19 protein-coding genes are annotated in these 24942 nt (G+C 68.4%); 7 read left to right on the top strand and 12 right to left on the bottom strand.

Features of this window, described 5'->3' with window-relative positions; translation table 11 throughout:
• Positions 1-103 precede the first annotated feature (103 nt).
• Together AC50X6_RS16845 and AC50X6_RS16840 are read right to left on the bottom strand one after the other, a co-directional pair.
• A complete protein-coding gene (locus AC50X6_RS16845) occupies positions 104-1450 on the bottom strand; it encodes a class I SAM-dependent RNA methyltransferase (protein WP_494967315.1) in 1347 nt (448 codons plus the stop codon).
• Positions 1447-3423 carry an APC family permease gene (locus AC50X6_RS16840; protein ID WP_494967314.1) on the bottom strand — a complete coding sequence of 659 codons (1977 nt, stop codon included), beginning with the start codon at positions 3421-3423 and terminating at the stop codon, positions 1447-1449. Before AC50X6_RS16840 ends, AC50X6_RS16845 begins: the two co-directional genes overlap by 4 nt.
• A 121-nt stretch (positions 3424-3544) precedes the next feature.
• Between AC50X6_RS16840 and AC50X6_RS16835 the strand changes: the two genes are divergently transcribed.
• Entirely contained in the window at positions 3545-4216 is a 672-nt protein-coding gene (locus tag AC50X6_RS16835; RefSeq protein ID WP_326966624.1) for a potassium channel family protein, read from the top strand.
• Positions 4217-4975 carry a potassium channel family protein gene (locus AC50X6_RS16830; protein WP_494967313.1) on the top strand — a complete coding sequence of 253 codons (759 nt, stop codon included), beginning with the start codon at positions 4217-4219 and terminating at the stop codon, positions 4973-4975.
• Positions 4976-5086: 111 nt separating this feature from the next.
• On the opposite strand, the gene AC50X6_RS16825 is transcribed toward AC50X6_RS16830, so the two are convergent.
• The 4 genes from AC50X6_RS16825 to dut form a co-directional block, all read right to left on the bottom strand.
• Complete coding sequence (locus AC50X6_RS16825; RefSeq protein WP_494967312.1) at positions 5087-5893, bottom strand: DUF3159 domain-containing protein; 807 nt, start codon at positions 5891-5893, stop codon at positions 5087-5089.
• Positions 5890-6351 (bottom strand): hypothetical protein, encoded by a 462-nt coding sequence (locus AC50X6_RS16820; RefSeq protein WP_494967311.1) that lies wholly within the window; start codon positions 6349-6351, stop codon positions 5890-5892. The genes AC50X6_RS16825 and AC50X6_RS16820 overlap by 4 nt, the downstream gene beginning before the upstream one ends.
• A complete protein-coding gene (locus AC50X6_RS16815; RefSeq protein ID WP_494967310.1) occupies positions 6344-7093 on the bottom strand; it encodes a DUF3710 domain-containing protein in 750 nt (249 codons plus the stop codon). Before AC50X6_RS16815 ends, AC50X6_RS16820 begins: the two co-directional genes overlap by 8 nt.
• A 170-nt stretch (positions 7094-7263) precedes the next feature.
• On the bottom strand, positions 7264-7794 hold the full coding sequence (dut, locus tag AC50X6_RS16810; RefSeq protein ID WP_494967309.1) for a dUTP diphosphatase: 531 nt from the start codon (positions 7792-7794) through the stop codon (positions 7264-7266).
• 511 nt (positions 7795-8305) lie between these two features.
• Between dut and AC50X6_RS16805 the strand changes: the two genes are divergently transcribed.
• A complete protein-coding gene (locus AC50X6_RS16805; RefSeq protein WP_494967308.1) occupies positions 8306-8791 on the top strand; it encodes a DUF3093 domain-containing protein in 486 nt (161 codons plus the stop codon).
• Between the two features lie 101 nt (positions 8792-8892).
• Here the strand turns inward: AC50X6_RS16805 and AC50X6_RS16800 are convergent, their stop codons facing one another.
• Positions 8893-9192, bottom strand: coding sequence for a DUF4193 domain-containing protein (locus AC50X6_RS16800; protein ID WP_494967307.1), 300 nt, complete (start codon positions 9190-9192; stop codon positions 8893-8895).
• A gap of 359 nt (positions 9193-9551) precedes the next feature.
• On the opposite strand from AC50X6_RS16800, the gene sepH reads away from it, so the two are divergent.
• Positions 9552-10901 (top strand): septation protein SepH, encoded by a 1350-nt coding sequence (sepH, locus tag AC50X6_RS16795; RefSeq protein WP_494967306.1) that lies wholly within the window; start codon positions 9552-9554, stop codon positions 10899-10901.
• Positions 10902-11012: 111 nt separating this feature from the next.
• On the opposite strand, the gene AC50X6_RS16790 is transcribed toward sepH, so the two are convergent.
• The 3 genes from AC50X6_RS16790 to AC50X6_RS16780 all read right to left on the bottom strand — a co-directional run bounded on the left by AC50X6_RS16790 (position 11013) and on the right by AC50X6_RS16780 (position 15799).
• Positions 11013-12230 carry an alkaline phosphatase family protein gene (locus tag AC50X6_RS16790; RefSeq protein WP_494967305.1) on the bottom strand — a complete coding sequence of 406 codons (1218 nt, stop codon included), beginning with the start codon at positions 12228-12230 and terminating at the stop codon, positions 11013-11015.
• 16 nt (positions 12231-12246) lie between these two features.
• A complete protein-coding gene (locus AC50X6_RS16785; RefSeq protein ID WP_494967304.1) occupies positions 12247-12987 on the bottom strand; it encodes a DUF5998 family protein in 741 nt (246 codons plus the stop codon).
• Positions 12988-13108: 121 nt separating this feature from the next.
• On the bottom strand, positions 13109-15799 hold the full coding sequence (locus tag AC50X6_RS16780; protein WP_494967303.1) for a bifunctional acetate--CoA ligase family protein/GNAT family N-acetyltransferase: 2691 nt from the start codon (positions 15797-15799) through the stop codon (positions 13109-13111).
• Between the two features lie 65 nt (positions 15800-15864).
• Here AC50X6_RS16780 and AC50X6_RS16775 point away from each other — a divergent pair, with 65 nt between their 5' ends.
• From AC50X6_RS16775 to AC50X6_RS16765, 3 genes are all read left to right on the top strand, one after another.
• A complete protein-coding gene (locus AC50X6_RS16775) occupies positions 15865-18399 on the top strand; it encodes a DNA gyrase/topoisomerase IV subunit A (RefSeq protein ID WP_494967302.1) in 2535 nt (844 codons plus the stop codon).
• 359 nt (positions 18400-18758) lie between these two features.
• Entirely contained in the window at positions 18759-19643 is an 885-nt protein-coding gene (locus AC50X6_RS16770) for a hypothetical protein (protein WP_494967301.1), read from the top strand.
• A 239-nt stretch (positions 19644-19882) separates the two neighbouring features.
• On the top strand, positions 19883-20401 hold the full coding sequence (locus AC50X6_RS16765) for a DinB family protein (RefSeq protein WP_494967300.1): 519 nt from the start codon (positions 19883-19885) through the stop codon (positions 20399-20401).
• A gap of 30 nt (positions 20402-20431) precedes the next feature.
• Here the strand turns inward: AC50X6_RS16765 and AC50X6_RS16760 are convergent, their stop codons facing one another.
• Together AC50X6_RS16760 and cydD are read right to left on the bottom strand one after the other, a co-directional pair.
• The gene (locus AC50X6_RS16760) at positions 20432-21442 is read right to left on the bottom strand and encodes a GNAT family N-acetyltransferase (RefSeq protein ID WP_494967299.1); all 1011 of its coding nucleotides are present in this window, start codon (positions 21440-21442) and stop codon (positions 20432-20434) included.
• Between the two features lie 9 nt (positions 21443-21451).
• The gene (gene cydD / locus AC50X6_RS16755; protein WP_494967298.1) at positions 21452-24937 is read right to left on the bottom strand and encodes a thiol reductant ABC exporter subunit CydD; all 3486 of its coding nucleotides are present in this window, start codon (positions 24935-24937) and stop codon (positions 21452-21454) included.
• Positions 24938-24942: the final 5 nt, after the last annotated feature.

The following is a 24942-nucleotide window of genomic DNA, read 5'->3' as shown; positions in this document are numbered from 1 at the left end:
CTAGTTAGGCGAACCTAACTGGTACCAGTGCTAGCGCAGGGTGCATGGGGTCAGCCGTGATTACGGAGCGCGACGTCGGACTACTCCGCCCATCGTAGTGGCATCAGCCCCGGGGCGTCAGCAGCGCCACAGTCTCCATGTGGTGGGTATGCGGATAGAGGTCGAAGGCGCGCAGCCCTGACAGCTCCCAGCCGCCCGCCTGGAAGTAGTCAACATCGCGGGCGAACGACGCCGGATCGCAGGACACATAGGCCACGGCCCGGGGTCCGGCCCCGATGACCTGGTTCACAACGGCCCTGCCTGCACCGGCCCGGGGCGGGTCCAGCAGAATGGCATCGAAGCGGCGTGATTTATCGCGCAGCACCCGTTCCACCCGGCCCTGGACAATCTCGACCTGGGACGCGTCATGAAGGTTTTTCCGGGCGTCCCGGCTGCTGCCGGGCGATCCCTCCACCGAGAGTACCGAGCCGGTCACGCCGACGGCGTCTGCCAGCGGCGCGGTGAAGAGGCCCGCCCCGGCGTAGAGGTCCGCCGCCACGGCGCCCGGCGCGAGGAAACCGCCGTCGTGCAGGAAAGCCGTCACGGCCCCCACCAGCGTGTCGGGGGCATCCCGGTGGATCTGCCAGAAACCGTCTCCGGTGACGCGGTAGTCGTGGCCGGCCGCGGTCTCCTGGACATAGGTGCGGCCGCGCAGCCGCAGCACCTCGCCCTTGACCGGGTCAAAACTCGCCACGGAAACGTCCTCGGGCAGCTGCGCCAGGACAGCACTGAGCCGCTTGGCCCGGGTTCCGGCGCCGGGCACCAGGAGCACCAGCGGGCGGGAGCCGTTGGCCGGGGCCGCCACCTCCACGCGGTCGATGCCCTGCAGGTCGATGTCCCAGAGCCGGAGGGCGTTGATGGCATCCACGGCCAGCGGCATCCCGCCCACCGGGAGGACCAGCTCCGAGCGGTGGGCGTGCATGCCAAGCTTCCCGGCCGGGGTCACGCCGAAACCGGCACGGGTCCGCCAGGCGAGGCCCGCCGTCGCCGGCGTTCCCGGCTCCCCCACGGCTTCCACGGTGATGGTGCGTTCGACGCCGGCCAGGCGACGCAGCTGTTCGGCCAGCACCTCGCCCTTGAGGCTGCGCTGGCGTCCAAGTGACATGTGGCCCAGTTCGGCCCCGCCAACGGGCGGGTGGCGGTGGGACCAGGAGCGCTGCGAATCTGCGAGGTCCCAGAAATGCTCCACCCGGTCCGGGGAGGCTTCCAGGACCTCCACCACGTCGGCCCGCCAAAACTTGGCCTCCGGGCCCGACTCGGTGAGGCGGACGCGGACCCTTTCGCCGGGGATGCCGTGCCGGACAAACACCACACGCCCCTCGTGCCGGGCAACGCAGTGCCCGCCGTGCGCCACCGGGCCGACGTCGACCACAAGGTCGGTGGGGGCGTGGGTCTGGGTGTCGGGGCTCATTGGGTATCCTGCAGTCTCTTTGCTTCCTCGGACGATTTGAGTTGCCACGGCACGCTCGCCACCATGACGCCGGGCTCAAAATGCAGCCGCGTCTTGATCCGCAGCGCGGTCTGGTTGTGCACCAGCTGCTCCCACCACTTGCCCACCACGTACTCGGGGATGTAGACCACGATCAGGTCGCGCGGCGAGTCTCGGCGCATGTTCTTGATGTACTCCATGATGGGTGTCACGGTTTCGCGGAACGGGCTGGCCAGCACCGTCAGTGGTACCGGAATTTCGAGCTTCTCCCAGTCCGCGATGGTCTGTTCAGTTTCCTCGGAGCTGATGTCCACCGTGATGGCGTCCAGCCGGGAAGGGCGCGAGGCGCGGGCGTAGGCCAGCGCGCGCAGCACGGGCTTGCGGACGTGGGAGACCAGCAGCACGGCGTGCACACGGGTGGGCAGGGCCCGCGGCGAGGAGTCCTCATCCACGGCCAGTTCCTTCGCCACGTTGTCATAGTGCGCCCGGATGCTCCACATGATCAGGAACAGCACAAACATGGCCAGCAGCGCGATCCAGGCGCCCTGCAGAAACTTGGTGACCAGCACGATCACCAGGACAAGCGCCGTCATGCAGAAACCGATGGTGTTGATGAGGCGCGACTTGGCCATTTTTGCCTTCAGTGCCGGGTCCTTGGCAAGCTTCAGTTCCCGCCCCCAGTGCCGGATCATACCGAACTGGCTCACGGTGAACGAGATGAACACGCCCACAATGTAGAGCTGGATGAGCTTGGTGACGTCCCCGTTGAAGGCGATGATCAGCACGATGGCCCCGGCGGCCAGCGCCAGGACACCATTGCTGAAGGCGAGCCGGTCTCCGCGGGTGCGCAGCTGCCGCGGCAGGTAGCCGTCCTGGGCCAGGATCGAGCCGAGCACCGGGAAGCCGTTGAAGGCCGTGTTGGAGGCGAACACCAGGATCACCCCGGTAGCGGCAACCACGAGGAAGAAAAAGATGGAACCCTGGCCGAAAATGGTCTGCGCGATCTGGCTGATGGCCGGGCTCTGGATGTAGTCCTCCGGCAGCGGCTTGCCGTCCAGCAGGAATTCCGTCGCCGGATCCAGCACGATATGCACCTTGGTGGCGTTGGCGAGGTAGATGATGCCGGCCAGCATGGAAGCGGCGATCACGCCGAGCAGGAGCAGCGTGGTGGCGGCGTTTTTGCTCTTGGGTTTCTTGAAGTTCGGCACCCCGTTGCTGATGGCCTCGATACCGGTCAACGCTGCGGCGCCCGACGAGAAGGCACGGAGCAGCAGGAACGCCCCCGCGAGACCAATCAGGCCTTCATCGAAGCCTTCCGCGGGGACAATTTCGAACGCCGCGGACGGCGCCTCGGCCAGCTGGCCGGTGACCGCCTGGAACACGCCGACGGCCGTCATGCCGAGGATGGAGGCCATAAAAATGTACGTCGGTACCGCGAAGACGCTGCCGGCCTCCTTGATCCCGCGCAGGTTCACCAGGGCCAGGAGGACGACGCCGATCGTGGCGATGGCGGCCTGCTGGCCGTGCAGCGCGGGGACGGCAGTGGTGAGGTAGGTGGCGGCCGAGGACATCGACACCGCGACGGTCAGGACGTAGTCCACGAGCAGCGCGGCGGCCACCGTAAGTCCGGCGTACTTGCCGAGGTTCACGTTGGCGATCTCGTAGTCGCCGCCGCCGGAGGGGTACGCATGGACGTTTTGCCGGTAGGACGCGACGACGGTGAGCAGCACCACCATGACGGCCAGCCCCACCCAGGGTGAGAACGCCACGGCACTGACGCCGGCGAGAGCCAGGGTCAGCAGGATTTCATCCGGCGCATACGCCACGGAGGACAGCGCGTCAGAGGCGAAGATGGGAAGCGCGATCCGCTTCGGAAGCAGCGTGTGGGCCAGGTTGTCATTCCGGAAGGGTTTACCTACCAGGACCCGCTTCACGGCATTGAATATTGTTGGCACCACCCAAAACTAGTCTGATTCAGTCGCGATGTCATGACGGCGCCAATCCCCGGACGCGCAGGCCGCCGCGGCCGGTAGAGTTTTACGCAGCAACAGACACCAAGGCTTTAAGGAGGCACGTGTGGCGCACTTCGTGATCATGGGTTGTGGCCGCGTGGGGGCCACCCTGGCACACACGCTGGAGGACGCCGGGCATTCGGTGGCGATCATCGACCAGGACGACCGCGCTTTCCGGCGGCTCCGCACGGGTTTCACCGGCCGCAAGGTCACCGGCGTCGGCTTCGACCGGGAGACTCTCAAGCAGGCCGGCGTCGCGGAAGCCTATGCCTTCGCCGCCGTCTCCAGCGGCGACAACTCCAACATCCTTGCCACCCGGGTTGCCCGGGAAACCTTCCATGTCCCCCACGTCGTCGCCAGGATCTACGATCCGGGCCGCGCCGAAATCTACCAGCGGCTCGGCATCCCCACGGTTGCGGCCGTGCGCTGGAGCGCGGACCAGGTCCTCCGCCGGATCCTGCCGGAGCAGCACATCGCCGGCGATTTCCGTGATCCCTCCGGCCGGCTGGTACTGGCCGAGGTGGACCTGGATCCGGACTGGATCGGCCACCCGGTGACCTCGGTTGAAAAGGCCGCAGGCATCCGTGTCGCCTACCTGACCCGCTTCGGTGAGGGCATGCTGCCCGTGGCCGGCACCCTGTACCAGGACGGCGACACCGTCCACGCCATGATGAGCGTGGACCGCGGCACCGAAGTTGCCCACATTCTCGCCAAGTCCCCTGCCAAGGAGTCCTAAGTGAAAGTCGTCATCGTCGGGGCGGGAAGCGTCGGTTCCTCGATCGCCCGTGAGCTGCTGGCCCACAAACACGAAATCCTGCTGATCGACCTCAAGCCGGAGGTGATCGGTCGCAGCGGCCTGCGCGGCGCCCGCTGGCTCGTCGGGGATGCCTGCGAACTCAGCACGCTTAAAGAGGCGAAACTGGAAGATGCCGACGTCGTGGTCTCCGCCAGCGGCGACGACAAAGTCAACCTCGTCGTCTCGCTGCTGGCGAAAACCGAGTTCGGCGTCGGGCGGACGGTGGGCCGGGTTAACAACCCCAAGAACGACTGGATGTTCGATGATTCCTGGGGCGTCGACGTCGCGGTCAACACTCCTCAGCTCATGACGGCGCTCGTCGAGGAAGCCGTGGAGATCGGTGACCTGGTCCGGCTGCTGACCCTGCAGACGGGGGTGTCATCGCTGGTCGAGTTCACGGTCCCCCACGATTCGCACGTGATCGGGCTGACTGTCGGCGACATCATGTGGCCGGAGGACTCCACCCTGGTTGCCATCCTGCGGGACCAGGCACCGATCACTCCGAGCCGGGATGACGTGATCGACGGCGGCGACGAGCTGTTCTTCGTCACCACCATCGTGGCCGAGGACGAGCTGCGCGCGCTCCTTGCCCCCGAGTCCCAGATCGACGAACCGGACGGCGAAGGGCAGCACCCGGTCACCTCGGACCGGCACGGCCACGGGAACGGACCGTCCGAGAGCGACGGCTTCGACGGCTAAGGCTGCGAGCTGCCAGCAGTCGTTGAGCTGCCTGCAGTCGTTGAGCTATCAGATTGAGTCGTTGTGACGGCTGGGAGCACCCCTAACTGATAGCTCAACGGAGCCGTAGCCCTAGTGTGTTTCCGCTTCAACGGGGGCCGGAGCCGGGCGGGTCAGCAGCCACGCGACCCAGATGCCGAGAATGTACAGCGGGGCCCCCATCAGGAGCCGCATCGTGGCCAGTCCTGCGAGGCCGGCCTCCCCCATGAAGTAGAGCGGCACCTGGACCAGAAGCCGCAGGGCCAGCACGGAGACAATCACCCAGGTGCCGATCCGGTACGCCTTCACCCGGGCCGGGTGCTTGCGCCATTCCAGGCCTTCGTTCCGGATGAATCCGAAGAGCAGTCCGGCGAAGGGCCACCGGACGGCAATCGAGACGGACATCGCCAGGATGTACGCGGTGTTGGTGAAGAAGCCGAGGACGTAGAAGTCTTCTGCCTTCCCGGTGGAATTGGCGAGCCATGCGGAGAGACCGACGCCGACGACGCCCGCCAGGGCCTGTGTCAGCGGCTTGCGCTGCACCAGCCTGGCGGCGGTAAACGCCGCGGCGACGGCCAGCGAGGAGATCAGCGCCAGGGGAAGCCCGCGCGTGATGGTGAAGGCAATAAGGAAAACCAGTCCCGGCAGGATACTCTCGGCGATGCCCTGGATCCCGCCGGCGCTCTTAAGGACATCGATGTTGCCGTTGCCGGAACGGTGCAGCCCGGCCTTCGCCGCGTACCCTTCGGCGAGCTGCGCCACCGTCGGCTGGACTTCTGCGGGCTGGACTTCTGCGGGCTGGACTTCTGCGGGCTGGACTTCTGCGGGCTGGACAGCCACCTGCTGGTCATGTCCTAGCCCGGGCTTCCCGGGTTTCTCTGGCTTCTCTGGCACGGTCATTGCTCCTCCTGGCGGGAGAGTATTTCGTAGCGGGGGTTGAACATGGTGGGCAGGCCGTCACGCACAGTGACCATGCCCTCGAGCCGGAGCTCCGAGCCGGCGTCCACCCCGGGAATGCGGCGGCGTCCCAGCCAGACGACACGGAGCCTGTCCTTGGGGACGGTGCCGCGGCGGCGCCGGGCGGCGGCAACTGCAGCGCCGGCGGGTTGTGTCGCGCCGGCGGGCGGTGACGCGCCGGCGGGCGGTGACAGGCCGGCGGCTGCCGTCACGGCCCCGGCCCAGCGTGCCGTGGCCAGCGGCTGGTCGTGGTCGACCACGATGGCGGTGAAAGCGGCCACCTGGCTGGCCGGCGCAAAGGTGACGGCCTCGATGAAGCCGTGGCACAGCACACGGCCGCGGTCCGGCAAGCCTCGGACGGACACGGAGGTCGCTGGATCCCTGCGGGGGGTATCAGCCAATCTGGGTAGTCTCCGGTCCTCGTTCGGGCTGGTCCAGGTCAGGGGCGGACTGGGGCGCCGGTATGGCGTTTTCCTTGGGCAGGCGGAGCTGCAGCAGGTCGCGGGGCGGCATGGGGTTCTCGCCCCGGACCACGACGATCCGGCGGAACAGCCCTTCAAGTCCGGCGGCAGCGTCGCGGTCCACTGCGGCCTCGCCGCCCAGGACACCACGAAGGAACCAGCGCGGGCCGTCGCAGCCGATGAAGCGGGCCACGCGGTAGCCGTGGCTTGCGTCCCCGCCGCCGGCCGGCAGCTTGGCGAGGAGCTCTGTGCCGAAGCTGCCCTGGATCTCCTCGATCTGGCCGCCCTGGCTTCCCACCGACTGGCCGATCTGCTCGCGGATTTCATCCCACAGGCCTTCCGAGCGCGGCGCTGCGAACGCCTGCAGCTGGAGGCTGGAACCTTCCAGATCCAGGGTGACGGCGACGACACGCTGCGTGGCCTCCTCGACCTCGAGCCGGAGCTGCAGGCCTTCGGCAGGCGCGATCAGGAGCGCTCCGAGATCGACGTAGCCGTCCTGGTCCTCGATTTCCGAGACATCAAAGGGACCCGTGGACCCACGGAGGGAGGGGCCGGCGGCCTCGGCGGAACCATCGGCGCGCACGTCAGCGCCCTCGGCGGGCACATCGGCGGCTGCCTCCGGGGCTTCGCCGGGCTCCGTCAGCTGTTCCTGCTTGGCTTTCCTGCCACGCCCAAAAACCATGGGTTTGTCTCCTTTGTTGTGATCCTGTGCCCGCCGTACGGCACCGCCGCGGCAGTTCGTCCGTATGGCGTCCGCCGCCCCGGTGGGGCAGCCGCCGGCCTATTAGCTCGAAATCCTGATCAGAAAAACGGGTCCCATACTCCACCTGGCTGGGGCCATCCGTCCCGGCCTCAGGCCTGCGGTGCCCCGAAGCCGCCGGTGGAGCCGAAGCCCCCGGCACCGCGGACCGAGCCGTCCAGCTCCTGGACCGGCACGAACCGGGCGTACTCCACGCGCTGGATAACCATTTGTGCAATTCTATCGCCGCGCCTGAGTTCAATCACCTCGTGGCGGTCAGTATTGAGCAGTGTCACCGCAATTTCTCCGCGGTAGCCCGCGTCGACGGTGCCCGGAGCATTTACCACCGTCAGTCCGTGCCTGGTGGCGAGGCCGGAGCGCGGATGGATGAGGGCCACGAACCCGTCCGGGAGCGCGATGGACACCCCGGTGGGCACCAGCCGCCGCTCCCCCGGTTCCAGCACCACATCTTCGCGGGCGCGCAGGTCCGCCCCCGCGTCGCCGGGGTGCGCGTACGACGGCGGCTCCAGCCCGTCGTCGAGCATCTTCAGCTGCACGGTCAGAGTGGGGGTACCGTACTGCCCTGCGCCACTTTCCGCTGGCTGGTCCGGGCGGCCGGTCACGGCGGTTTTTTCTTCAGTCACAGTTCCACACTCTAACGCCAGCACCGAAGATCGGCCTAGCGGTCATTTTCGCTAGTTCGTCGGGGGCTAGACGGAGCCTGGACCTTTTCGCGCCGCGGGACATGCCCATTCTTCGCACCCGGGACTGGGCATGATGACACTATGTCCACCCGCTGCCCCCGGCGCGGGGCATGTCCCTTTGGGCCGGTGTCCAGTCCAGCGGGACATGCCCATTCTTCGCACCCGGGACCGGGCATAATGACACTATGTCCACCCGCTGCCCCCGGCGCGGGGCATGTCCCTTTGGGCCGGTGTCCAGTCCAGCGGGACATGCTCATTTTTCGCACCCGGGACTGGGCACAATGACACTATGTCCACCCGCTGCCCCCGGCGCGGGGCATGTCCCGGAGCCCGGCCACCGCGCCCGGACCCCCGACGAACTAACGAAAATGCCGACTTGCCGCGACCGGGGCTGAGGCAGCCTGCCGGCGGCCAAGATGAAATAGCCCGGGAAAAGTGGAAAGCTGGGCACATGCCCGAATCCAGTGCAGCCGTGCCTGCCGCCAGTAGCTCCCCCAGTAACGAAGCCGTCCTCTACAACGAGAAGCTCTGGCCGAACTTCTGGATCTGGCTGGTGTCCGCGGGATTCTCCGGCGCAGGAATCCTGGTTTTCGCCCCGATCAGCATGGCCGCCGCGTTCACCGCCGCCGCTGTGCTGTTCGTGATCATCGCCGTATTGCTGATTCTTTCGACACCTGCCATCACCGTGACTGCTTCAACGCTGCGCGTGGGCCGGGCCACGATCGAGCGCCGCTTCGTCGGCACCGCGGCCGCCTTCCGCGGCAAGGAGGCGACGGCGGAGCGCGGCACCCGGCTTCATGGCCTCGCGTTCATGTGCATCCGGGGCTGGATCGATCCGGTGGTCCGCATCGAAATCACCGATCCGTCCGACCGCACGCCGTACTGGCTGACGTCCAGCCGGCACCCGGACCGGCTGGTCGTCGCGCTCCAGTCCTAACGTCGCGCTCCAGTCCTAACGTCGCGCTCCAGTCCTAACGCCGCGCTCCAGTCCTAACCCCGCGCTCCAGACCTGGTCCTGCCGGCCGGGACCGCCGCGAGCTAGCCCTCGCAGTCCCGGCAGTACGTGAGGCCGTCTTTTTCGCGTGCGATCTGCGAACGGTGGCGGACCAGGAAACAGGAGGCACAGGTGAACTCATCTGCCTGGGCCGGCATGACCCGGACCAGCAGTTCTTCCCCGGACAAGTCTGCCCCGGGGAGTTCGTAGCCCTCCGCGAGGTCTGCTTCGTCGTCATCGACCACAGCCGTTGGCTTGTCCGAACGCCGCGCCTTCAGGGCCTCAACGGAGTCATCGTTGAGGTCTTCTTCGGTTTTGCGCGGCGCATCGTAGTCTGTCGCCATTGTTAGTTGCTCACACTCCGCATTCGTTCGGTTGGCTCGCTGCTCCGGTGTGGTCCTGCCGGGCTGGTGGCCCGTCAGTTCCCGGGACCGGCTCACCGATGCCAACGCCGGCCACGCGGTTTTTGTGCCCGACGTCGCGTCATCTTTGCTTAAGCGGCAGCTGAAAGCCAGAGGCCGCGGGCCGCTTACGACGCCGGCTGCCGGGGACAGCCCGTGAATCGGCGGGAAATCTGCGTGGCAACGCCTGAAATGTAGCGGAAATTCGCGGAATACGACGGCGCGCCCTCCGTCCTCACCGGATTTTCCCGCGATCGGTGGCAGAGTTTCGATTGTTAGTAATGCCAGGGTGGAGGATTTGTATGCAGGATCTACGGCTTGTAGGCGTCCACGACGTCGGGGAGCATCTCCTGTTGAGCGGCACCGGCGGCGAGATGTTCCGGCTGCCAATCGATGAAGCACTTCGAGTCGCAGCCAACCGGACGTCCGCGAAGGCGGCTCCCAGTGCGGGCGCTGCTCCTATTGCCATGTCGCCGCGCGATATCCAGTCCCGGATCCGCAGCGGAGCGACGGCGGCTGAGGTGGCGGAACTTTCGGGCATTCCGCTCGCGAAGGTGGAACGCTATGAGGGTCCCGTGCTAGCCGAGCGCGAACATGTCGCCCAGCAGGCCCGCAAGGTAGAAGTAGCTTCCCCCGCTCCCGGCCACGACGTCTACCGCTCAGTTTTCGGGGACAGCCCTGCCTCCCTCGGCGAAATGGTGGCTCACCGGCTGAGCGCGCACGGCATTGAAGCCTCCACCGTTGAGTGGGACTCCTGGCGGCGCCAGGACGGCAACTGGAACGTGGTGGCCCGTTTCGAAACGAAGTCCGGCGGAACGTCCGGTATCGGCGAAGAGCCGCCGGCCATGTGGACCTTCAGCCCCACCCGGAAGTCCCTGCAGAACGCCAACCGCTGGGCCCAGCAGCTCAGTGAACTAGAACCCCTCGACGGCCCAGTCCCGGCGCGCCGGCTCTCGGCGGTCTCGGACCGGCCCTTTGATTTTGAAACCGACGCCGACGTTGCCGCCCGGACCGCGACCGCCCAGCTGCAGGTCCAGCAGCTCCAGCTGAAGAAGGACAAGGAGTCGGACGGGCTGCTCGACATGCTGCGCTCCCGCCGCGGCCAGCGCCTTGGTGTGGACGAAGACGCCGACGATGCCCTCGCCCTGCTGATGACCAACGGCGTACCGGCGGCCCACCCGCGGCCGTCCGAAGTGGTTGCCGAACCGGACGAGTCAGCTCCGGAGGACGCTCCGGGCGCCGTCGAGGCGAAGCAGGCCGAGGACGCTGCGCAGGACACTGCGCCACGCCCGGACACCGACCCCTGGGAGCGGCGCCGTGACGGCCGGCCTTCCATGCTGTCCCGGCTCACCCTCGCCCCCCGGCATCAGGATGACGACGCGCTTAAGCTGCATGACGGCGTCAGCACCGATACCCGGGAGATTACCATCGTGGCCTCGCAGCTGCGGCCCGTCGGGCAGCAGGGACCCACCGCGAGCCCCGGATTGGACGAGCTCCTCGGCGGCGGGACGTCCCGGCGCCAGCACCGCGACACGCCGGCGGTTGCCCGCCCCGAGCGCGAGTCGGCGGAACCCGAGCGCCAGCCGGCCAAGCCCAAGCGCTCCAGCGTACCCAGCTGGGACGAGATTGTCTTTGGAGCCCGCGGGGACTAGGAGCCTTTTTTCGCCGGCCCCCCGGCGGTCCCGGTCCAAAGGTGTGTGGGAAGGCCTGGCCCAGGGACTGGCCCCCGCCGGGGCCAGCGGCACCGGACTCTCCTCCGTCGCCTAGGCCGTGGCCCTGGGTGCTTTCCTGCCGTCGGCACGGAAGCACAGCAGCGGGACTTCGCGCTCGGCGTTGGTCAGGGACCCGTGCTGGCCCACCACCTCCATGGCCGTCGGACGCACCCGGCGGGTGTCATAGAAGGCCAGGGCATCCCGGGCGGCAATCATGACGTCACCGATCCGCGGCACAACTTCCGCGCGGACCTCACCGAACAGCCCGGCGGCAATTGCCTGTTCCCGGGTGAAAGCCCAGATCCGGTCACCGAAGCGGGACCGCCAGGCATCGATCAGCTGCGCGCGTCCGGCGTCGTCCCGTCCCGCTTCGAGGTAGAGGTGGACCATCCGCGGTTCCCCCGCGGTGTGCCGGACTCCGGCCACGAGGGCCGGTTCGGCCGAGTAGTCGATCCTCTGGGATTCGGGCACATCGAGCATGCCGTGGTCCCCCGTGAGCAGCACCGTGGTGCCGGCCGGCAGGGTGGCACTCAGCCGCTTCACGGTGGCGTCGAGTTCTTCGAGCTGGTGCTCCCATTGCGGTGACTGGCAGCCGTGGCGGTGCCCGGCCTTGTCGAGTTCGTTGACGTAGAAGTACATCAGCGACTTTGTTGCACCGGCCATAGCGTCGGCGGCCGCCGCGGTCCTTGCATGCGAGGTGGTCGCGGTGACGAAGCGGCCGCCCCGCAGCGCGGCCTGGGTCATGGCCGAATTGCTGAATTGGGGCAGGCTGACGGTGCTGACATCGACATGCCCGGCGGCGCGCTCGAACACAGTGGGGAACGGCTGCCAGCGCTGGGGATCCACGCCGGCGTCCCAGCCACCGAGCATGTTGACCACCCGGTCCTGGTCCGGGTCCAGGACGTCGTAGCCCACCATGCCGTGTTGCCCGGCGGGGAGGCCGGTACCGAAGCTGGCGAGGGAGGCGGCGGTTGTCGAGGGAAACGCCGAATCAAGGAACACCGGCACCTGGCCCTGGCCTGCCTGCATTACGGAGCGCAGGAAGGGGGTGTGCGCCGATTTCTGCTTCAGCAGGTTCCGGCCCAGCCCGTCGGCGAGCACCACGCAGACACGTTTGGCCGCGGGCAGCTTCAGCCGGTTCTCGAAGCCAGGGACGCCCAGGCTGGCCGCGGCGCTCGTGAGCACCTCGGCGATGGAACGGCTGCCGAAGGCCGGGGCGGCGGGCAGCAACATGGTGGGGGCGGCTGGGGCAGCGAGCGGTTCGGGCATACGGACCGGCGCCATCTCAGCGCTGGTGGCCGCGGCTGAGGCGGTTCCCGAAGACACCCATCCGGGCGCGGGGCGGCAGCCCCGGGCCCGTGTGCGGCACGGGGGCGGAGGATCCGGTGTTCACGGCCCGGAGGGCGCGGGCGAAGAGCTTGGCGTCCTGGACGGCCTGCAGCCCGTCCGCTTCGGCGCTGATCCGGAGCACAATGTCCTCCTGCGCGATGGTACCGCTGTAGCCGTGGTCGGCCTCGCACTGCGGATCGCCGCAGCTGACCGGGCCCATGTCCAGGCGCTGGCCGCCGGACCAGGCGATGGACAGCGTCAGTTCACGGACCGGGTCCGAGGCCTTGTAGTCCTGCGGCTGGGCGTAAACGTAGCTGAGCACCACGGAGCGGATCTGCGTCACGGGGACGGATTCCGTGGACACCTGCGCGACGGTCTGCTCCCCTGCCTCGTCGAGCTGCTGGTCATCCACATGGGTGATGACCAGCATGTCCTCGGTCAGCACCAGCACGGTGATGTGGCGGCGGACCTCGGCGCGGTCGAAGTGCGTCTCGAGATGAACGAGGTGGGCCACGCAGTCGCGGCCGTCCAGGGCGTCGGCGACGACGTCGGCTACGAGGCGGGGGTAGAAACCGGCCTGCTGGAGGGCCCCTTCCAGGCTGTGACCGTGCGCACTGTGATCGTGCAGGCCGTGGTGGTGCATGCCCGGGGCGGTGACGGGCGCCTGGGGCTTGGGTGTCGGAGACGGAAGGCTCATGGTCTCCATTTTCACAGATCGGCCGGGGACATGCTAACGCCGGCGGACGGTGACGGCCGACGGCGGGTCCCCGAGGGGGAACCGGCCCGGTCCCCGACGGCGGTCCCTGGTGGGCGTTCCGCTAGCTCCGCATCGCGCGGCGGGCACTGTCGGTGCGCTGGGCGGCGTTGGCGATCCGGACGTCGGCCGCGAGGATTGACACGCCGTCGGGTCCGGCGAGGACGGGGTTGAACTCCACCAGGGCGATCTCCGGGTGGTTGTCCTTGAGCCTGGTCAGCCGGGCGGCAAGGTCCTCCAGGGCGGCGGCGTCCACGGCCGGCAGCCCCTGGTAGCCGAAGAGCTTCCGCGACGCCCGGGGCGCGCGGATGAGGTCGTGGACATCGGAACCGGATAGCGGCGGAACCCGGTGGGCCCAGTCGTCCAGCAGGTTGACCGCGTCCCCGGCCAGGCCAAAAGAGACCACCGGGCCCAGCAGGGGGTCCTCGACGGCGCGGAAAGTGCACGCCTGCCCCACCGGCATCATGGTCTGCACTTCCAGCGACGGCGAGCCGTAGCGTTCAAGCGACTTGCGCATTTCGAGCACATTCCGGCGCAGCGCATCCGCGTCCTGGATGTCCAGCCGCACCCCGCCGAGGTCCAGACGGTGCCGCAGCGCGGGGTCGGTGGTTTTCAACGCCACCGGCCAGCCGAGCCGGCCTGCGGCTGCAACCGCTTCCTCGACGGTCTCGAAGCCTTCGGAGGGGATCACCCGGATGCCGTAACGGGCCAGCAGCCTCGAGGCCGCCGCCTGGTCCAGCCGGACCAGGTGCTCGCCGCCCACATGCTCCAGCAGGCTTTCGAGGTCGGTGTGGGTGCCGTCGGGGTCGCAGCCAACGGGTTCCACGAAGAGGCCCTGGTCCCGGTTCAGCCACTGGGCGTACCGGACGACGGCGCCGAGCGCGGCCACGGCGGCGCCCGGGTTGGAGTAGCAGGGCACGGCCGTCGGGCCCGCTTCGCTGCCGACCATGCCTTCCACATAGATGGAGGGGTCCAGGAGCCCGCTGAAGGCCGCAACCACGGGTTTTCCGGCGGCTACGGAGCACTCGGCGAGGACCGCGGCGATCTTTTCCACCGTGAGGCCGTGCGCTGGCAGAAGCGCCACCACCACTGCGTGCACGGTATCGGTGGCCAGCGTTTCCTGGAGGCTGCGCCGCAGGGCCGGCAGTGCCACCGACATACCGGCATCGAGGTCGACGTCGGTGACGATCCGCTCCACACCGAGCCCCTGCTTGGCGGCGCTGTCCGCGACGACCTTCCCGAGCGCCCGGGAGTTGCTGAAGACGGCGAGCCCCGGCCCGTGGGGAAGCGGCTGGCTGGAGACGATCTGGGCGACGTCCATCAGCTGCTCGATCGTCTCGACCCGGATCACGCCGGCCTGGCGCATCATGGCGTCGAGGGCCTCCGGCGGCGCCTGGGTGGTACGCACGGCGTGGCCGGGCGGCAGCCCCAGTCCCATGGCGTCGGACTTGGCCACAATGACAGGTTTGGTCCGGGCCAGCCGGCGTGCCAGCCGGGAGAACTTGCGCGGATTGCCGATCGATTCGAGGTAGAGGCCGACGGCGGTTGTGTCGGCGTCGTCCTCCCAGAACTGCATCATGTCGTTGCCGGAGACGTCGGCGCGGTTGCCGGCGGAGAGGAAGGTGGAGATACCCACGCGGCGGCGGCTGGAGGAAGCATAGAGGGAGACGCCGATCGCCGCCGACTGGCTGAACAGACCCAGGCCGCCGCGGCGCGCCAGCGAGGGTGCCATCGAAGCGTTGAGGGACACGCCCGGGTTGGAGTTCATGATGCCGAGGGAGGCCGGGCCGATCACGCGCATGCCGTTGGCGCGGGCCTGCCGGACCAGCTCCCGCTGCCGGGCGAGCCCGCGTTCGCCGTCGTCGTCGTACCCTGCAGTGGCCACGACGATCCCCTTGACCCCGGCGGCGCCGCATTCCTCGACCACCTTGGGGACCTCGGCGTACGGTACGGCGATGATCGCGAGCTTGACCGGGCCCGGGACCTCGGAGAGCCGGGCGAAGGAGAGCATCCCGGCGAGCTCGAGGGCCTCCGGGTTGATCGCGTAGACCGGGCCGGTGAAACCGCCTTCGATGATGTGCTCAAGCAGCTGGTAGCCGATGGTGCCCCATTTGCGGCTGGCGCCGATCACGGCCACGGAGGACGGGGCGAGCAGTTCCTGGATGCTGCGGGCCTCGGCGCGGTGTTCGCGGGACTCCATCACGGCGCGGGATTTGTCGGTGGGGTCGATGTTGAACTCGAGGCTGACAATGCCGTCGTCGAAGTGGCGTTTGACGTCGTAACCGGCGTCGGAGAACACCATCAGCATCTTGCGGTTCTCCGGCAGGACCTCGGCGCTGAACGTCCGGATGCCGTGTTCGCGGGCGGCGGCGGCGAGGTGCTCGAGCAGGATGGAGCCGATACCGCGGCCCTGGTGGGCGTCCGCGATGTTGAACGCGACTTCGGCTTCCCTGGGATCGTCGAGCCGGTCGTAGCGGCCGATCCCCATGATCTCCCCGCCGATGGTGATCACCAGGGCCACCCGGTCCTGGTAGTCCACCTCGGTGAAACGCTTGAGTTCCTTGGCGGAGAGCCTGGACTTGAACGCAAAGAAGCGCATGTAGATGGACTTCTGCGACTGGCCCACGTGGAAGGCCTGCACGGCGTCCGCGTCGGACGGGTGGATCGGGCGCAGATGCGCCGTCCCGCCGTCGCGCAGGACAACATCGGCTTCCCAATATTCCGGATATACGCCGTCCGCGGGCTGATCCACCATAGGCTTAGCCTAGTCATAAACCCACGCAACACCGCTCAGCACCCGCAGAAGGACCCACCAGCCTCATGGCACGCCGCCCAACCACGCCCCCGGCAGGGGAAGCCAACCACGATTCCGCAGGAATATTCACAGAGAACATCGTCGACATCGACGTCACGTCCGAGATGGAAGGATCGTTCCTCGAGTACGCCTATTCGGTGATCTACTCCAGGGCCCTTCCGGACGCCCGCGACGGCCTGAAGCCCGTGCAGCGGCGCATCCTGTACATGATGAGCGAAATGGGCCTGCGCCCGGACCGCGGCCATGTCAAGAGCGCCCGAGTGGTGGGCGAGGTCATGGGCAAGCTGCACCCGCACGGTGACACCGCGATTTACGACGCCATGGTGCGCATGGCGCAGGACTTTTCGCTGCGGCTGCCGCTGATCGACGGCCACGGCAACTTCGGCTCGCTCGACGACGGCCCGGCGGCACCGCGGTACACCGAGGCCCGCCTGGCGGCGGCCGCCCTGACCCTGACGGACCACCTCGACGAGGACGTGGTCGATTTCGTCCCCAACTACGACAACCAGCTCACCCAGCCCGATGTGCTGCCGGCCGCGTTCCCGAACCTCCTGGTCAACGGCGCCACCGGCATCGCCGTCGGCATGGCCACCAACATGGCCCCGCACAACCTGGTGGAAGTGATCGCCGCCGCCAGGCACCTGATCGATCACCCGGACGCCACGCTCGAGGACATCATGAAGTTCGTCCCCGGCCCGGACCTGCCCACAGGCGGCCGGATCGTGGGACTGGACCGCATCCGGGACGCCTACGCGACCGGGCGCGGTTCCTTCAAGACCCGCGCGAAGGTTGAGATCGAGCAGCTCTCGGCGCGCCGCACCGGGCTGGTGGTCACGGAACTGCCGTACATGGTGGGCCCGGAAAAGGTGATCGAGAAGATCAAGGATGCCGTCAACGGCAAGAAGCTCACCGGCATCAGCGACATCGTGGACCTCACGGACCGCAAGCACGGGCTGCGCCTGGTCATCGAGCTCAAAAACGGTTTTAACCCCACCGCAGTGCTCCAGCAGCTGTACCGCTACTCGCCGATGGAAGACTCCTTCGGCATCAACAACGTCACCCTCGTGGACGGCCAGCCGCAGACCCTTGGGCTGCTGCAGCTGCTCACCGTCTACGTGGAGCACCGCATCACCGTGGTCAGGCGCCGCACCGCCTTCCGGCTCGGCAAGAAGAAGGACCGGCTGCACCTGGTCGAGGGTCTCCTGATCGCCATCGTGGACATCGACGAGGTCATTCAGATCATCCGTTCCTCGGACGAGGTGGCCGCGGCCAGGACCCGGCTGATGTCCATCTACGACCTCACCGAAATCCAGGCCAACTACATTCTGGAGCTCCGGCTCCGGCAGCTGACCAAGTATTCCCGGATCGAACTCGAAAAAGAGCAGGACGAACTGCGCCGGGAAATCGCCGAACTCGAAGCCATCCTCGGCTCCAGCGAGCGGCTCCGCGCCCTGGTGTCCGCCGAACTGGCCGAAATTGCGGAGAAATACGGCACCCCGCGCCGGACTGTGCTGCTCGAGTCCGAGGCCGTCTCCCCCACCGTCGCCGCAGCCCTGGCCGCTGCGCCGGGCGCCAGGGGCAAGGGCGCCCCGCTGGCGCTCGAGATCGCCGATGACCCCTGCTGGGCCGTCCTCACCGCGTCCGGGATGATCGCCCGCACCGCCAACCAGGACAGCCTCGCAGAGTCCGGCCCGCGGAACAGGCACGATGTGTTCCGCTCCGTGATCAAAACGTCCGCGCGCGGTGAAATCGCCGCCGTCACGTCCCAGGGCCGCATGCTGCGCCTGCAGGTGATGGACATGCCCGTGCTGCCGCCGACCTCCGGCACCCCGAACCTGGCGGGCGGGGTGCCGGCCAGGGACTTCATCACCCTGCTCAAGGGTGAATCGCTTGTCGCCTTCGCACCGCTGGACGAGGTGCTGGCCATCGGCACGGCGCAGGGCGTGGTCAAGCGCGTCCAGCCGGACTACCCGTTGAACCGTGAGGACTGGGAGGTCATCGCACTCAAGGACAAGGACACCGTGATCGGTGTTTCCCCGGCAGGGTCCGACGACGTCGACCTCGTGTTCGTGACGCAGCAGGCGCAGTTGCTGCGATTCGGCTCCGCCGGCGTAAGGCCGCAGGGCCGGACCGCCGGGGGCATGGCCGGCATCAAGCTGGGCGCCGGGGACACGGTGGTGTTTTTCGGCACCGCCGGTGTTGCCGACGCGGCCGCCGTCGTCGTGACCATCGCTGGCACCGAGGGGGCGCTTCCCGGCACCGCTCCCGGGGCCGCCAAGGTCACCGCTTTTTCCGAGTATCCGGCGAAGGGCCGCGGCACGGCAGGGGTCCGGGCGCACCGCTTCCTGAAGGGCGAGGACACGTTGCTGCTCGCGTGGGCCGGCCACGGTCCGGCGAAGGCGTCCTCGCTGGCCGGGGTGGCCCGTTCCCTGCCCGGCGAACACGGCCGCCGCGACGGGTCCGGGATTCCCCTCTCCCAGGCCATCGACGCGATCGGGCCAAGTATGGCGTGGCAGCCGGCTATGGAGACGGAAGACTAAGGTTTCGCTGGGGCTACGGCGGCCGGCGCCACGTAACCGGTGCGCCCGGGCTCTCGTAGCCGTCCCCGGACTCCGGAGCCCCTGCAATCGTGCCAGGGTGTCGGCTCACGGCCTCCGGGCCGCACGTCAAAGGTCCCGGGTCACCCATTCACCACAGATGGCCGCCATGGGACCCGCCATTGCGGCCATCCGTGGCAAATGGCCGACGCAAAGGCGCCCCGGCTCGTCAGTCTGGACGAGGGCACCGGCCTGCCAGTCGCACCACCGTGGGCCGCTGCACTACTTGTGAACAAGTCCAGATATCGGCCCCGCTTTATTGCTCTGGGGCAAGTGCGATGCATGCTTGACACGGCCCGTAAATGGAAAGACTTCCAATGCACATGGATTTTCAAGGACTACTTGGTCAATGTGGTCACGTTGTCGGCCTCACCCCAGAGTTGTTTGCGGAGTACTTCGATCCAGCCGTGGAACAGGAGTGCCCGGTTCCGGAGTGCCGAGCTAGCTTTGATCTTTGGTCGTCTGTGAAGAGTTGTTTCGTCGGCGCGGGATCTACATTCAGCCTGCTGGCACCGCTGGGCGGCCGCACCACAATTGCGAGCGTTGAGATCATTGCTGGGCAGACCATGACACTTGATCTCGGGGCCTTCGGAATCACCCCCAATGACATTGTGAGAGGGGTTAACCTGACCGGCACCGATGCCGGAACAGACGGCCTAATTGTTCCCGCGCTCATGTTCGGCAACCAGCCTAAACTTCCGTCCCACTTGCCTCACCGGCTTTACTTCTACGGCGTCCCACAAGGGCCCATGCCTCCCTCAAAGTCCTATTTTTCGGTTCTTGTTCAATACTTGCCCGCGCAGGAAGAGCCACACCTGAAACTTCTTTCGGACGGCGCATTCGCACACGGAGACCACGACTATCGGCGTGGAATTATCGATGCTCACACCGCCGCCGACATAGCCTTACAGTTATTCATCTCGCGGTCGCTGAACCCTCTCACACCATATGACGAACCCCGGCTTGGATTCCTGGAAAAAGTGGCCGTGCTCGCCCTCACCCGCGCAGCCGCAGGTCTATCGGCGCCCCCGGTATTGCTCCTGGAAGCGCTTCGAGGACTTAACCGAAGTAGGAACCGTGCTGTTCACCCTTCGAAGGGCACGAACACGGTTGACGAAGAGATGGGTGCCGAATGCCTCACGGCATCCGTGTTCCTTATGCGATTCATTGATTCGGCGAGTCCGTGAATTGCTGCTGCGATGCCCTTCTGCCTGAAGTAGCGGGCGGCAGGTTGCGGCGCCCTCACACACAGCGCACCCAATCGCCACAGATGGCCGCCATGGGACCCGCCATTGCGGCCATCCGTGGCAAATGGCCGGCTTCGGCTCGCGTGCAGGTGCGGGATTTAGCGAAGCAATGGATTCGGTGTGGACCGCATCCCCCGTCATCCTCGGCTGCACCGGGAGAATGCGCCTAGACTGCTCGCATGCCTATCATCCCGGATCTCAAAGACTGGACCTGGGTCCTGCAGCGGCCCTGCCCGGAGTGCGGTTTCGATGCCTCGGCGGCCACCCCCGCCACGGTGCCGGGGATCGTCGAAAGCCTGCTCCCCCGCTGGCGGGCGGCGCTGCGGCGTCCGGACGTGGCGGAGCGCCCCGATGAGGACACCTGGTCGGTGCTTGAATACGCCAGCCACGTCCGCGACGTCTGCACCCTGTTCGACCACCGGCTTTCCCTGATGATCACGGTGGACGACGCACGCTTCAAAGACTGGGACCAGGACCTCACGGCGGTGGAGAAGGACTACGCCAACGCCGATCCGGCCCAGGTCAGCACCGAACTGACCGCAGAGGGAGAGCAAATCGCCGCCGCCTTCGCCGGCGTTCCCGCGGAGGACTGGGGCCGCAAAGGTACCCGCAGCAACGGTTCGGAGTTCACCGTGCTGACCTTCGCGCAATACTTCGTGCACGACGTCGTCCATCACCTCCACGATGTGGACGGATAGCGCGTGGACGGATAGCGCGTGGACGGCCAGCTACAGGTCCTTGTCCCAGGCCGTGCTGGTGTTGACGGCCACGTAGCCCATTTTGGCGTAGAGGGCGAGGGCGCCGGTGGGGTTCTCCGAGTCGACGTCGAGCGATGCCTTGTCCATCCCTGCCGCGGCGAAGCGGCGCATCGCGTCGGCAAGGAGCGCCTGCGCCACCCCGCGGCCGCGGAACTCGCGCCGCACGCCCAGCAGGTCCGTGTAGCCCTCCGCATATCCGCGCGATTCAGCGCTCCCCGCGTCGTGGCTGGCGAGCTGGTAGCCGGCCACCCGCCCGCTGGCCAGTTCCACGACGACGGCGCTCAGGTCCGGCCGGGCCAGCGGATCGTTCACCACGAAAGCCCAGCCCTCCTCGTCGCGGGGTTCGCTGCCCCAGTGGTCCCGGAAGGCCTCGTTGTGCGCCAGCCGCACCGGCTCGTGCAGCTCGGGGCCGAAGGTCACCAGCTCCAGCCCCTCGTCCAGCACGACGTCCGGGATGCTATCCGTCAGGGGACGGTGCATCTCGTTGAAGTAGCGGACGATCCGGTAGCCGGAGTCCCTGAACAGCGCAGCCTGGTGCGTGTGCTGCTGTTCCATATAGAGTCTCAACTTCGGCGTGGCTCCTGACCCTACGTCGGCCGCTGCGTCCGCGGCGAATCGTTGCCGGGTCCGGGCCTCCATCCAGCCCAGCACCCGGGTGCCGATCCCGGTGCCCTGCCACTGTGGGTCGACGCAGCCGTATCCGATCGCTTTCTCCCCCTCCGGGTTCTTGGTGATCCGGCCGTAGGCCCGGGCCGCGCCCTCCGGGTCGAAGCCAAGGATAATGTTCGCGGCTGCCGGGTTCATTTTTGACGCGAGGATCTGTTCCAGGTCGGCGCGGCGCTCGAACCAGACGGGCCGTTCGACGGCAGCGGTCCGGGCGATCAGGGCGGCCCACGCATCAATCTCGTCGGTTCCTGCCGGCCGCCAGCTCAGGCGGGGATCGAGACTGGTCAAGGCTTCGGCGTCGGACTGTCCGTTCATGGCAACAGGCTAGCGTCCGGCCGACCCCCAAACCAGCATCCGCGGTGCCTCCCGCGTTGGCTCCGGTGCCGGTGCCGTCCACCCGGCTGCCGCGCGGTCCAGGTCCAGCCGGCTGTCCGCCGCCGCGATGTCCGCCGGGTTGTGGGTCACGAGGACCACGGTGCGGTTCCGCAGGCCGTGCCGCAGCTCGGCCAGCATTGCGCGGCCGGACTCCGCGTCCAGGTGGGCCGTGGGTTCGTCCAGCAGGATCACGTCCGCGCCGGTCAGCAGCGTGCGGGCAACGGCAAGGCGCTGCCGTTCGCCGCCGCTGAGGAATGCCCCGCCCGGGCCGATCCGGGTGTCCAGCCCGTGCTCCAGCCGCCCGATCAGCGGCCCGAGGCCCACCGCGGCCAGGGCATCCTGCAATGGCTGCTCCGCTTCTCCCCCGTGGTCTGTCCTGTGTTCTGCCCCGCGTTGGCCTTCCGGACGACCCAGCAGCAAGTTGCCGCGGATGGTCGAGTCGAAGAGGTGCGCCTCCTGCGGGCACCACGCCGCCCGCCCGCTGAGCAGCATGTGGCCGCGTGCGGCGGGGAGGAAGCCCAGGATCACGGCGAGCAGGGTTGATTTGCCGGACCCGGAGGCTCCGGTGACCGCGAGCCAGCGCCCGGGTTCGGCGGCGGCGGACAGCCCGGCAAAGACCGGCGGACCGCCGGGCCAGGCGGCCGCGAGGTCCTGGAGTTCGATCCCGGGTTTGCCGTCTGGCCTCCCTGCCACCGGGACAAGACCGCCGGTATCCCCGGCGTCGGTTCCGGCCAGAACACCGGCTTCGCCGACCCGCCGCAGCACTGCGCGCAGCGCCGGGTACTGCCGGACCGCCGTCGTCATCGCCGCGAAGGGCTCCACGAGCGCGAGCTGCAGCAGCACAACGACGGCGACGGTCGCCGGCTCCACGGCTCCGTCCAGGGCCAGGGGTGCGGCCAGCACAGCGCTGGCCAGGGCAGCGGCGCCGCAGGCCAGCACGGTCAGCCCCTGGCCAAGTCCCTCGGCCCACGCGGACCGCTGGGAGGCAGCCGTCGCGGAACGGTCGGCCCGGGTGATCGCCGCGAGCACCGGGGCAGCGACGCCGTTGGCGTGGAGTTCGGCGCGGGCGTCCAGCGCGGCCGCGACCTCGCGGAGGACACCGGAGCGCAGCCGCTGCTCGGTGCCGGCGGACATCCGGTCCGCCGCCAGTGCCAGGCCCGGGGCGGCCACGAGGCTCAGCAGCGCGGCGGCGATCACGGCCGGCAGCGCGGCCGGCAGCAGCAGGCCGATGCCTGTGATGGCGGCGGCCGCGACGGCCACGGCGGTCAGCGGCGGCAGGACCACGCGGGGCAGCAGTTCCCGCACGGTGTCGACGTCGTCCACCACGGTGCCCAGGACGTTGCCGCCCTGCAGGAGCCGGCGCAGCGAGAGCGCGCGACGGCTCAGCGATTCCCAGAGCCGGCCGCGGAGCCTGGTCAGGGCGGCGAACACGGCATCGTGGAGCAGAAGCCGTTCGAGGTAGCGCAGGGCGGCCCGTCCGACGCCGAAGAAGCGCACACCCACGATCGCAGTGAGCAGGTAGAGGATGGGCGGCTGCTCGCTGGCGCGGATGATGAGCCAGCCGGAGAGCCCGGCCAGGGCGACGGCGAAGAGGGCCGCCAGCGCGCCGACGGCGCCGGCAGCGGCGAACCTGCCTGCGACGGGGGCCAGCAGCCGGCGGAGCCGGGCTGCCGTTGAACCGCGGGCCGCGGCGGTAGATGGCTGCGGCTCCCGGGTGCCGGCTGCCACGGCGGGTGGCGTCAGGCCGGCTGCCGTGGAGGACTCCGAATAGGACGCCGCGAAGGTCGCCGCGGCCGTGTGTCCGGTGTCCGGGGGTGCTGTGGCGCCCACGGGCATCGCTACCAGTTCGTCCGCGAGTCCGCGGGTCTGCCGGTCGTGTGCCACGAGCAATACCGTGACCTTTCCGCGCAGTGCGGCGATGGCGCGGCTGACAACGGTGGCTGAGTCGCGGTCCAGGTGGGCGGTGGGTTCGTCGAGCAGCAGCACGGTGGCTCCGTCCTCGATCCGGGCCAGGCCCCTGGCCAGCGCCACCCGGCGCAGCTCCCCGGGGCTGAGTTCGGCCGGATGCTTCGCGGCGAGGTGCTCCGCGTCGCAGGCTGCCAGGCAGCGCAGGGCTGATTCGTCGCCCGCAGCACCGGTGTGCGATGCACCCAGATACAGCCGGAGCTCGTCGAGCACTGTCGGGGCGACCATCACGGGGTGCTGCGGCACCCAGGCGAGGTCCGCCGTCGTGAACCCTTCAAGGCGTCCGGCGGTGACTGTCCCGTTCCCCGTCCCGATGGTGCCGGCCAGCACGCCGAGGACGGTGCTCTTGCCGGCGCCGCTGGGCCCGGCCAGCGCCGTGATGCGTCCCGGGGCGGCGGTGAAGCTCAGCGGCCCCACGCCCGTCCCGGCCCGGCCGGCGTAGAGGACGGTCAGGCCGGCCACTGTAACGGCTGGCGGCCCGGCCATCACCGTGGCCGGCCCCGTGGCGGCGGCAGCCACAGGAAGCAGCGGGGCGGTCTCGGGGGCCTCAAGGATGGCGGTGGTTTCGTCGAGCGCGGCACGGCCTTCGTCGCTGGCGTGGTGTGCGGTGCCCAGTTCCCGGAGCGGGAGGTAGCAGTCGGGGGCCAGAATCAGCGCCAGCAGCCCCGCTTCCAGCGCCATGTCGCCGTGGACCAGCCGGACGCCGATGAGCACCGCGACAACGGCGACGGAAATGGTGGCGATGAGCTCCAGGGCAAGGGCGGAGAGGAACGCGGTGCGCAGCGTGCCCATGGTCCGGGTGCGGTATTCCTCCGAAATTTCCTCAAGGGCTTTGCGCTGCGCGGTGGCGCGGCCCAGGCCCACCAGGACAGGCAGTCCCTTGGCGAGCTCCAGCATGTGGCCGGACAACCGGGACAGCGCCGATTGGGCTTCCCTGACCCGGTCATCGGTGTAGCGCCCGATCAGGATCATAAAGAGCGGCACCAGCGGCACGGTCAGCACAATTACGACGGCGCTGATCCAGTCCGCGAACAGGATCCGCGCGCCCAGGAGCAACGGCATCGCCGCACAGTTCACCACGGCGGGCAGGAACTGGGTGTAGTAGTTGTCCAAGGCGTCGAGTCCCCGGGTCGCCAGGATGGCGAGGCCGCCGTCGGAGGGGCCGGCGGAGCGGGTGCCGTTGCGCAGCGCACGCTCGAGCAGCCGTGAGCGCAGTTCCTCTTTGACTCCCAGAGCGGCCCGGCGCGACGCCACGGCCTGTGCCCAGACCGTCAGGGACCGCAGGGCCACCCCCGCAGCTCCCCAGTACAGCTGCCCGTCCCAGGCAGGGTCACCGGCCATGAGTCCCGCAAGCATGGACGCGACGGCCTGCCCCATCAGCACCAGGGACAGGGCTTTCAGTGCCGCGAGGAGGCCCAGCAGGTAGAGGGCGGCGCGGTTGGCGGGGCCCGTGGGGAACTGCGGTCTCATCGGCT

It is taken from the genome of Pseudarthrobacter sp. HLT1-7, assembly GCF_059383435.1.
The sequence above is the reverse complement of the archived record's forward strand: the minus strand, read 5'-3'. Positions and strand labels throughout refer to the sequence as shown.

What these genes read in the sequence shown, in the direction of transcription:
- AC50X6_RS16845 (WP_494967315.1), bottom strand. Translation starts at nt 1,450, where the DNA reads ATGAGCCCCGACACCCAGACCCACGCCCCCACCGACCTTGTGGTCGAC.
- AC50X6_RS16825 (WP_494967312.1), bottom strand. Translation starts at nt 5,893, where the DNA reads ATGACCGTGCCAGAGAAGCCAGAGAAACCCGGGAAGCCCGGGCTAGGA.
- AC50X6_RS16815 (WP_494967310.1), bottom strand. Translation starts at nt 7,093, where the DNA reads ATGGTTTTTGGGCGTGGCAGGAAAGCCAAGCAGGAACAGCTGACGGAG.
- AC50X6_RS16805 (WP_494967308.1), top strand. Translation starts at nt 8,306, where the DNA reads ATGCCCGAATCCAGTGCAGCCGTGCCTGCCGCCAGTAGCTCCCCCAGT.
- AC50X6_RS16800 (WP_494967307.1), bottom strand. Translation starts at nt 9,192, where the DNA reads ATGGCGACAGACTACGATGCGCCGCGCAAAACCGAAGAAGACCTCAAC.
- sepH (WP_494967306.1), top strand. Translation starts at nt 9,552, where the DNA reads ATGCAGGATCTACGGCTTGTAGGCGTCCACGACGTCGGGGAGCATCTC.
- AC50X6_RS16790 (WP_494967305.1), bottom strand. Translation starts at nt 12,230, where the DNA reads ATGCCCGAACCGCTCGCTGCCCCAGCCGCCCCCACCATGTTGCTGCCC.
- AC50X6_RS16785 (WP_494967304.1), bottom strand. Translation starts at nt 12,987, where the DNA reads ATGAGCCTTCCGTCTCCGACACCCAAGCCCCAGGCGCCCGTCACCGCC.
- AC50X6_RS16780 (WP_494967303.1), bottom strand. Translation starts at nt 15,799, where the DNA reads ATGGTGGATCAGCCCGCGGACGGCGTATATCCGGAATATTGGGAAGCC.
- AC50X6_RS16775 (WP_494967302.1), top strand. Translation starts at nt 15,865, where the DNA reads ATGGCACGCCGCCCAACCACGCCCCCGGCAGGGGAAGCCAACCACGAT.
- AC50X6_RS16770 (WP_494967301.1), top strand. Translation starts at nt 18,759, where the DNA reads ATGGAAAGACTTCCAATGCACATGGATTTTCAAGGACTACTTGGTCAA.
- AC50X6_RS16765 (WP_494967300.1), top strand. Translation starts at nt 19,883, where the DNA reads ATGCCTATCATCCCGGATCTCAAAGACTGGACCTGGGTCCTGCAGCGG.
- AC50X6_RS16760 (WP_494967299.1), bottom strand. Translation starts at nt 21,442, where the DNA reads ATGAACGGACAGTCCGACGCCGAAGCCTTGACCAGTCTCGATCCCCGC.
- cydD (WP_494967298.1), bottom strand. Translation starts at nt 24,937, where the DNA reads ATGAGACCGCAGTTCCCCACGGGCCCCGCCAACCGCGCCGCCCTCTAC.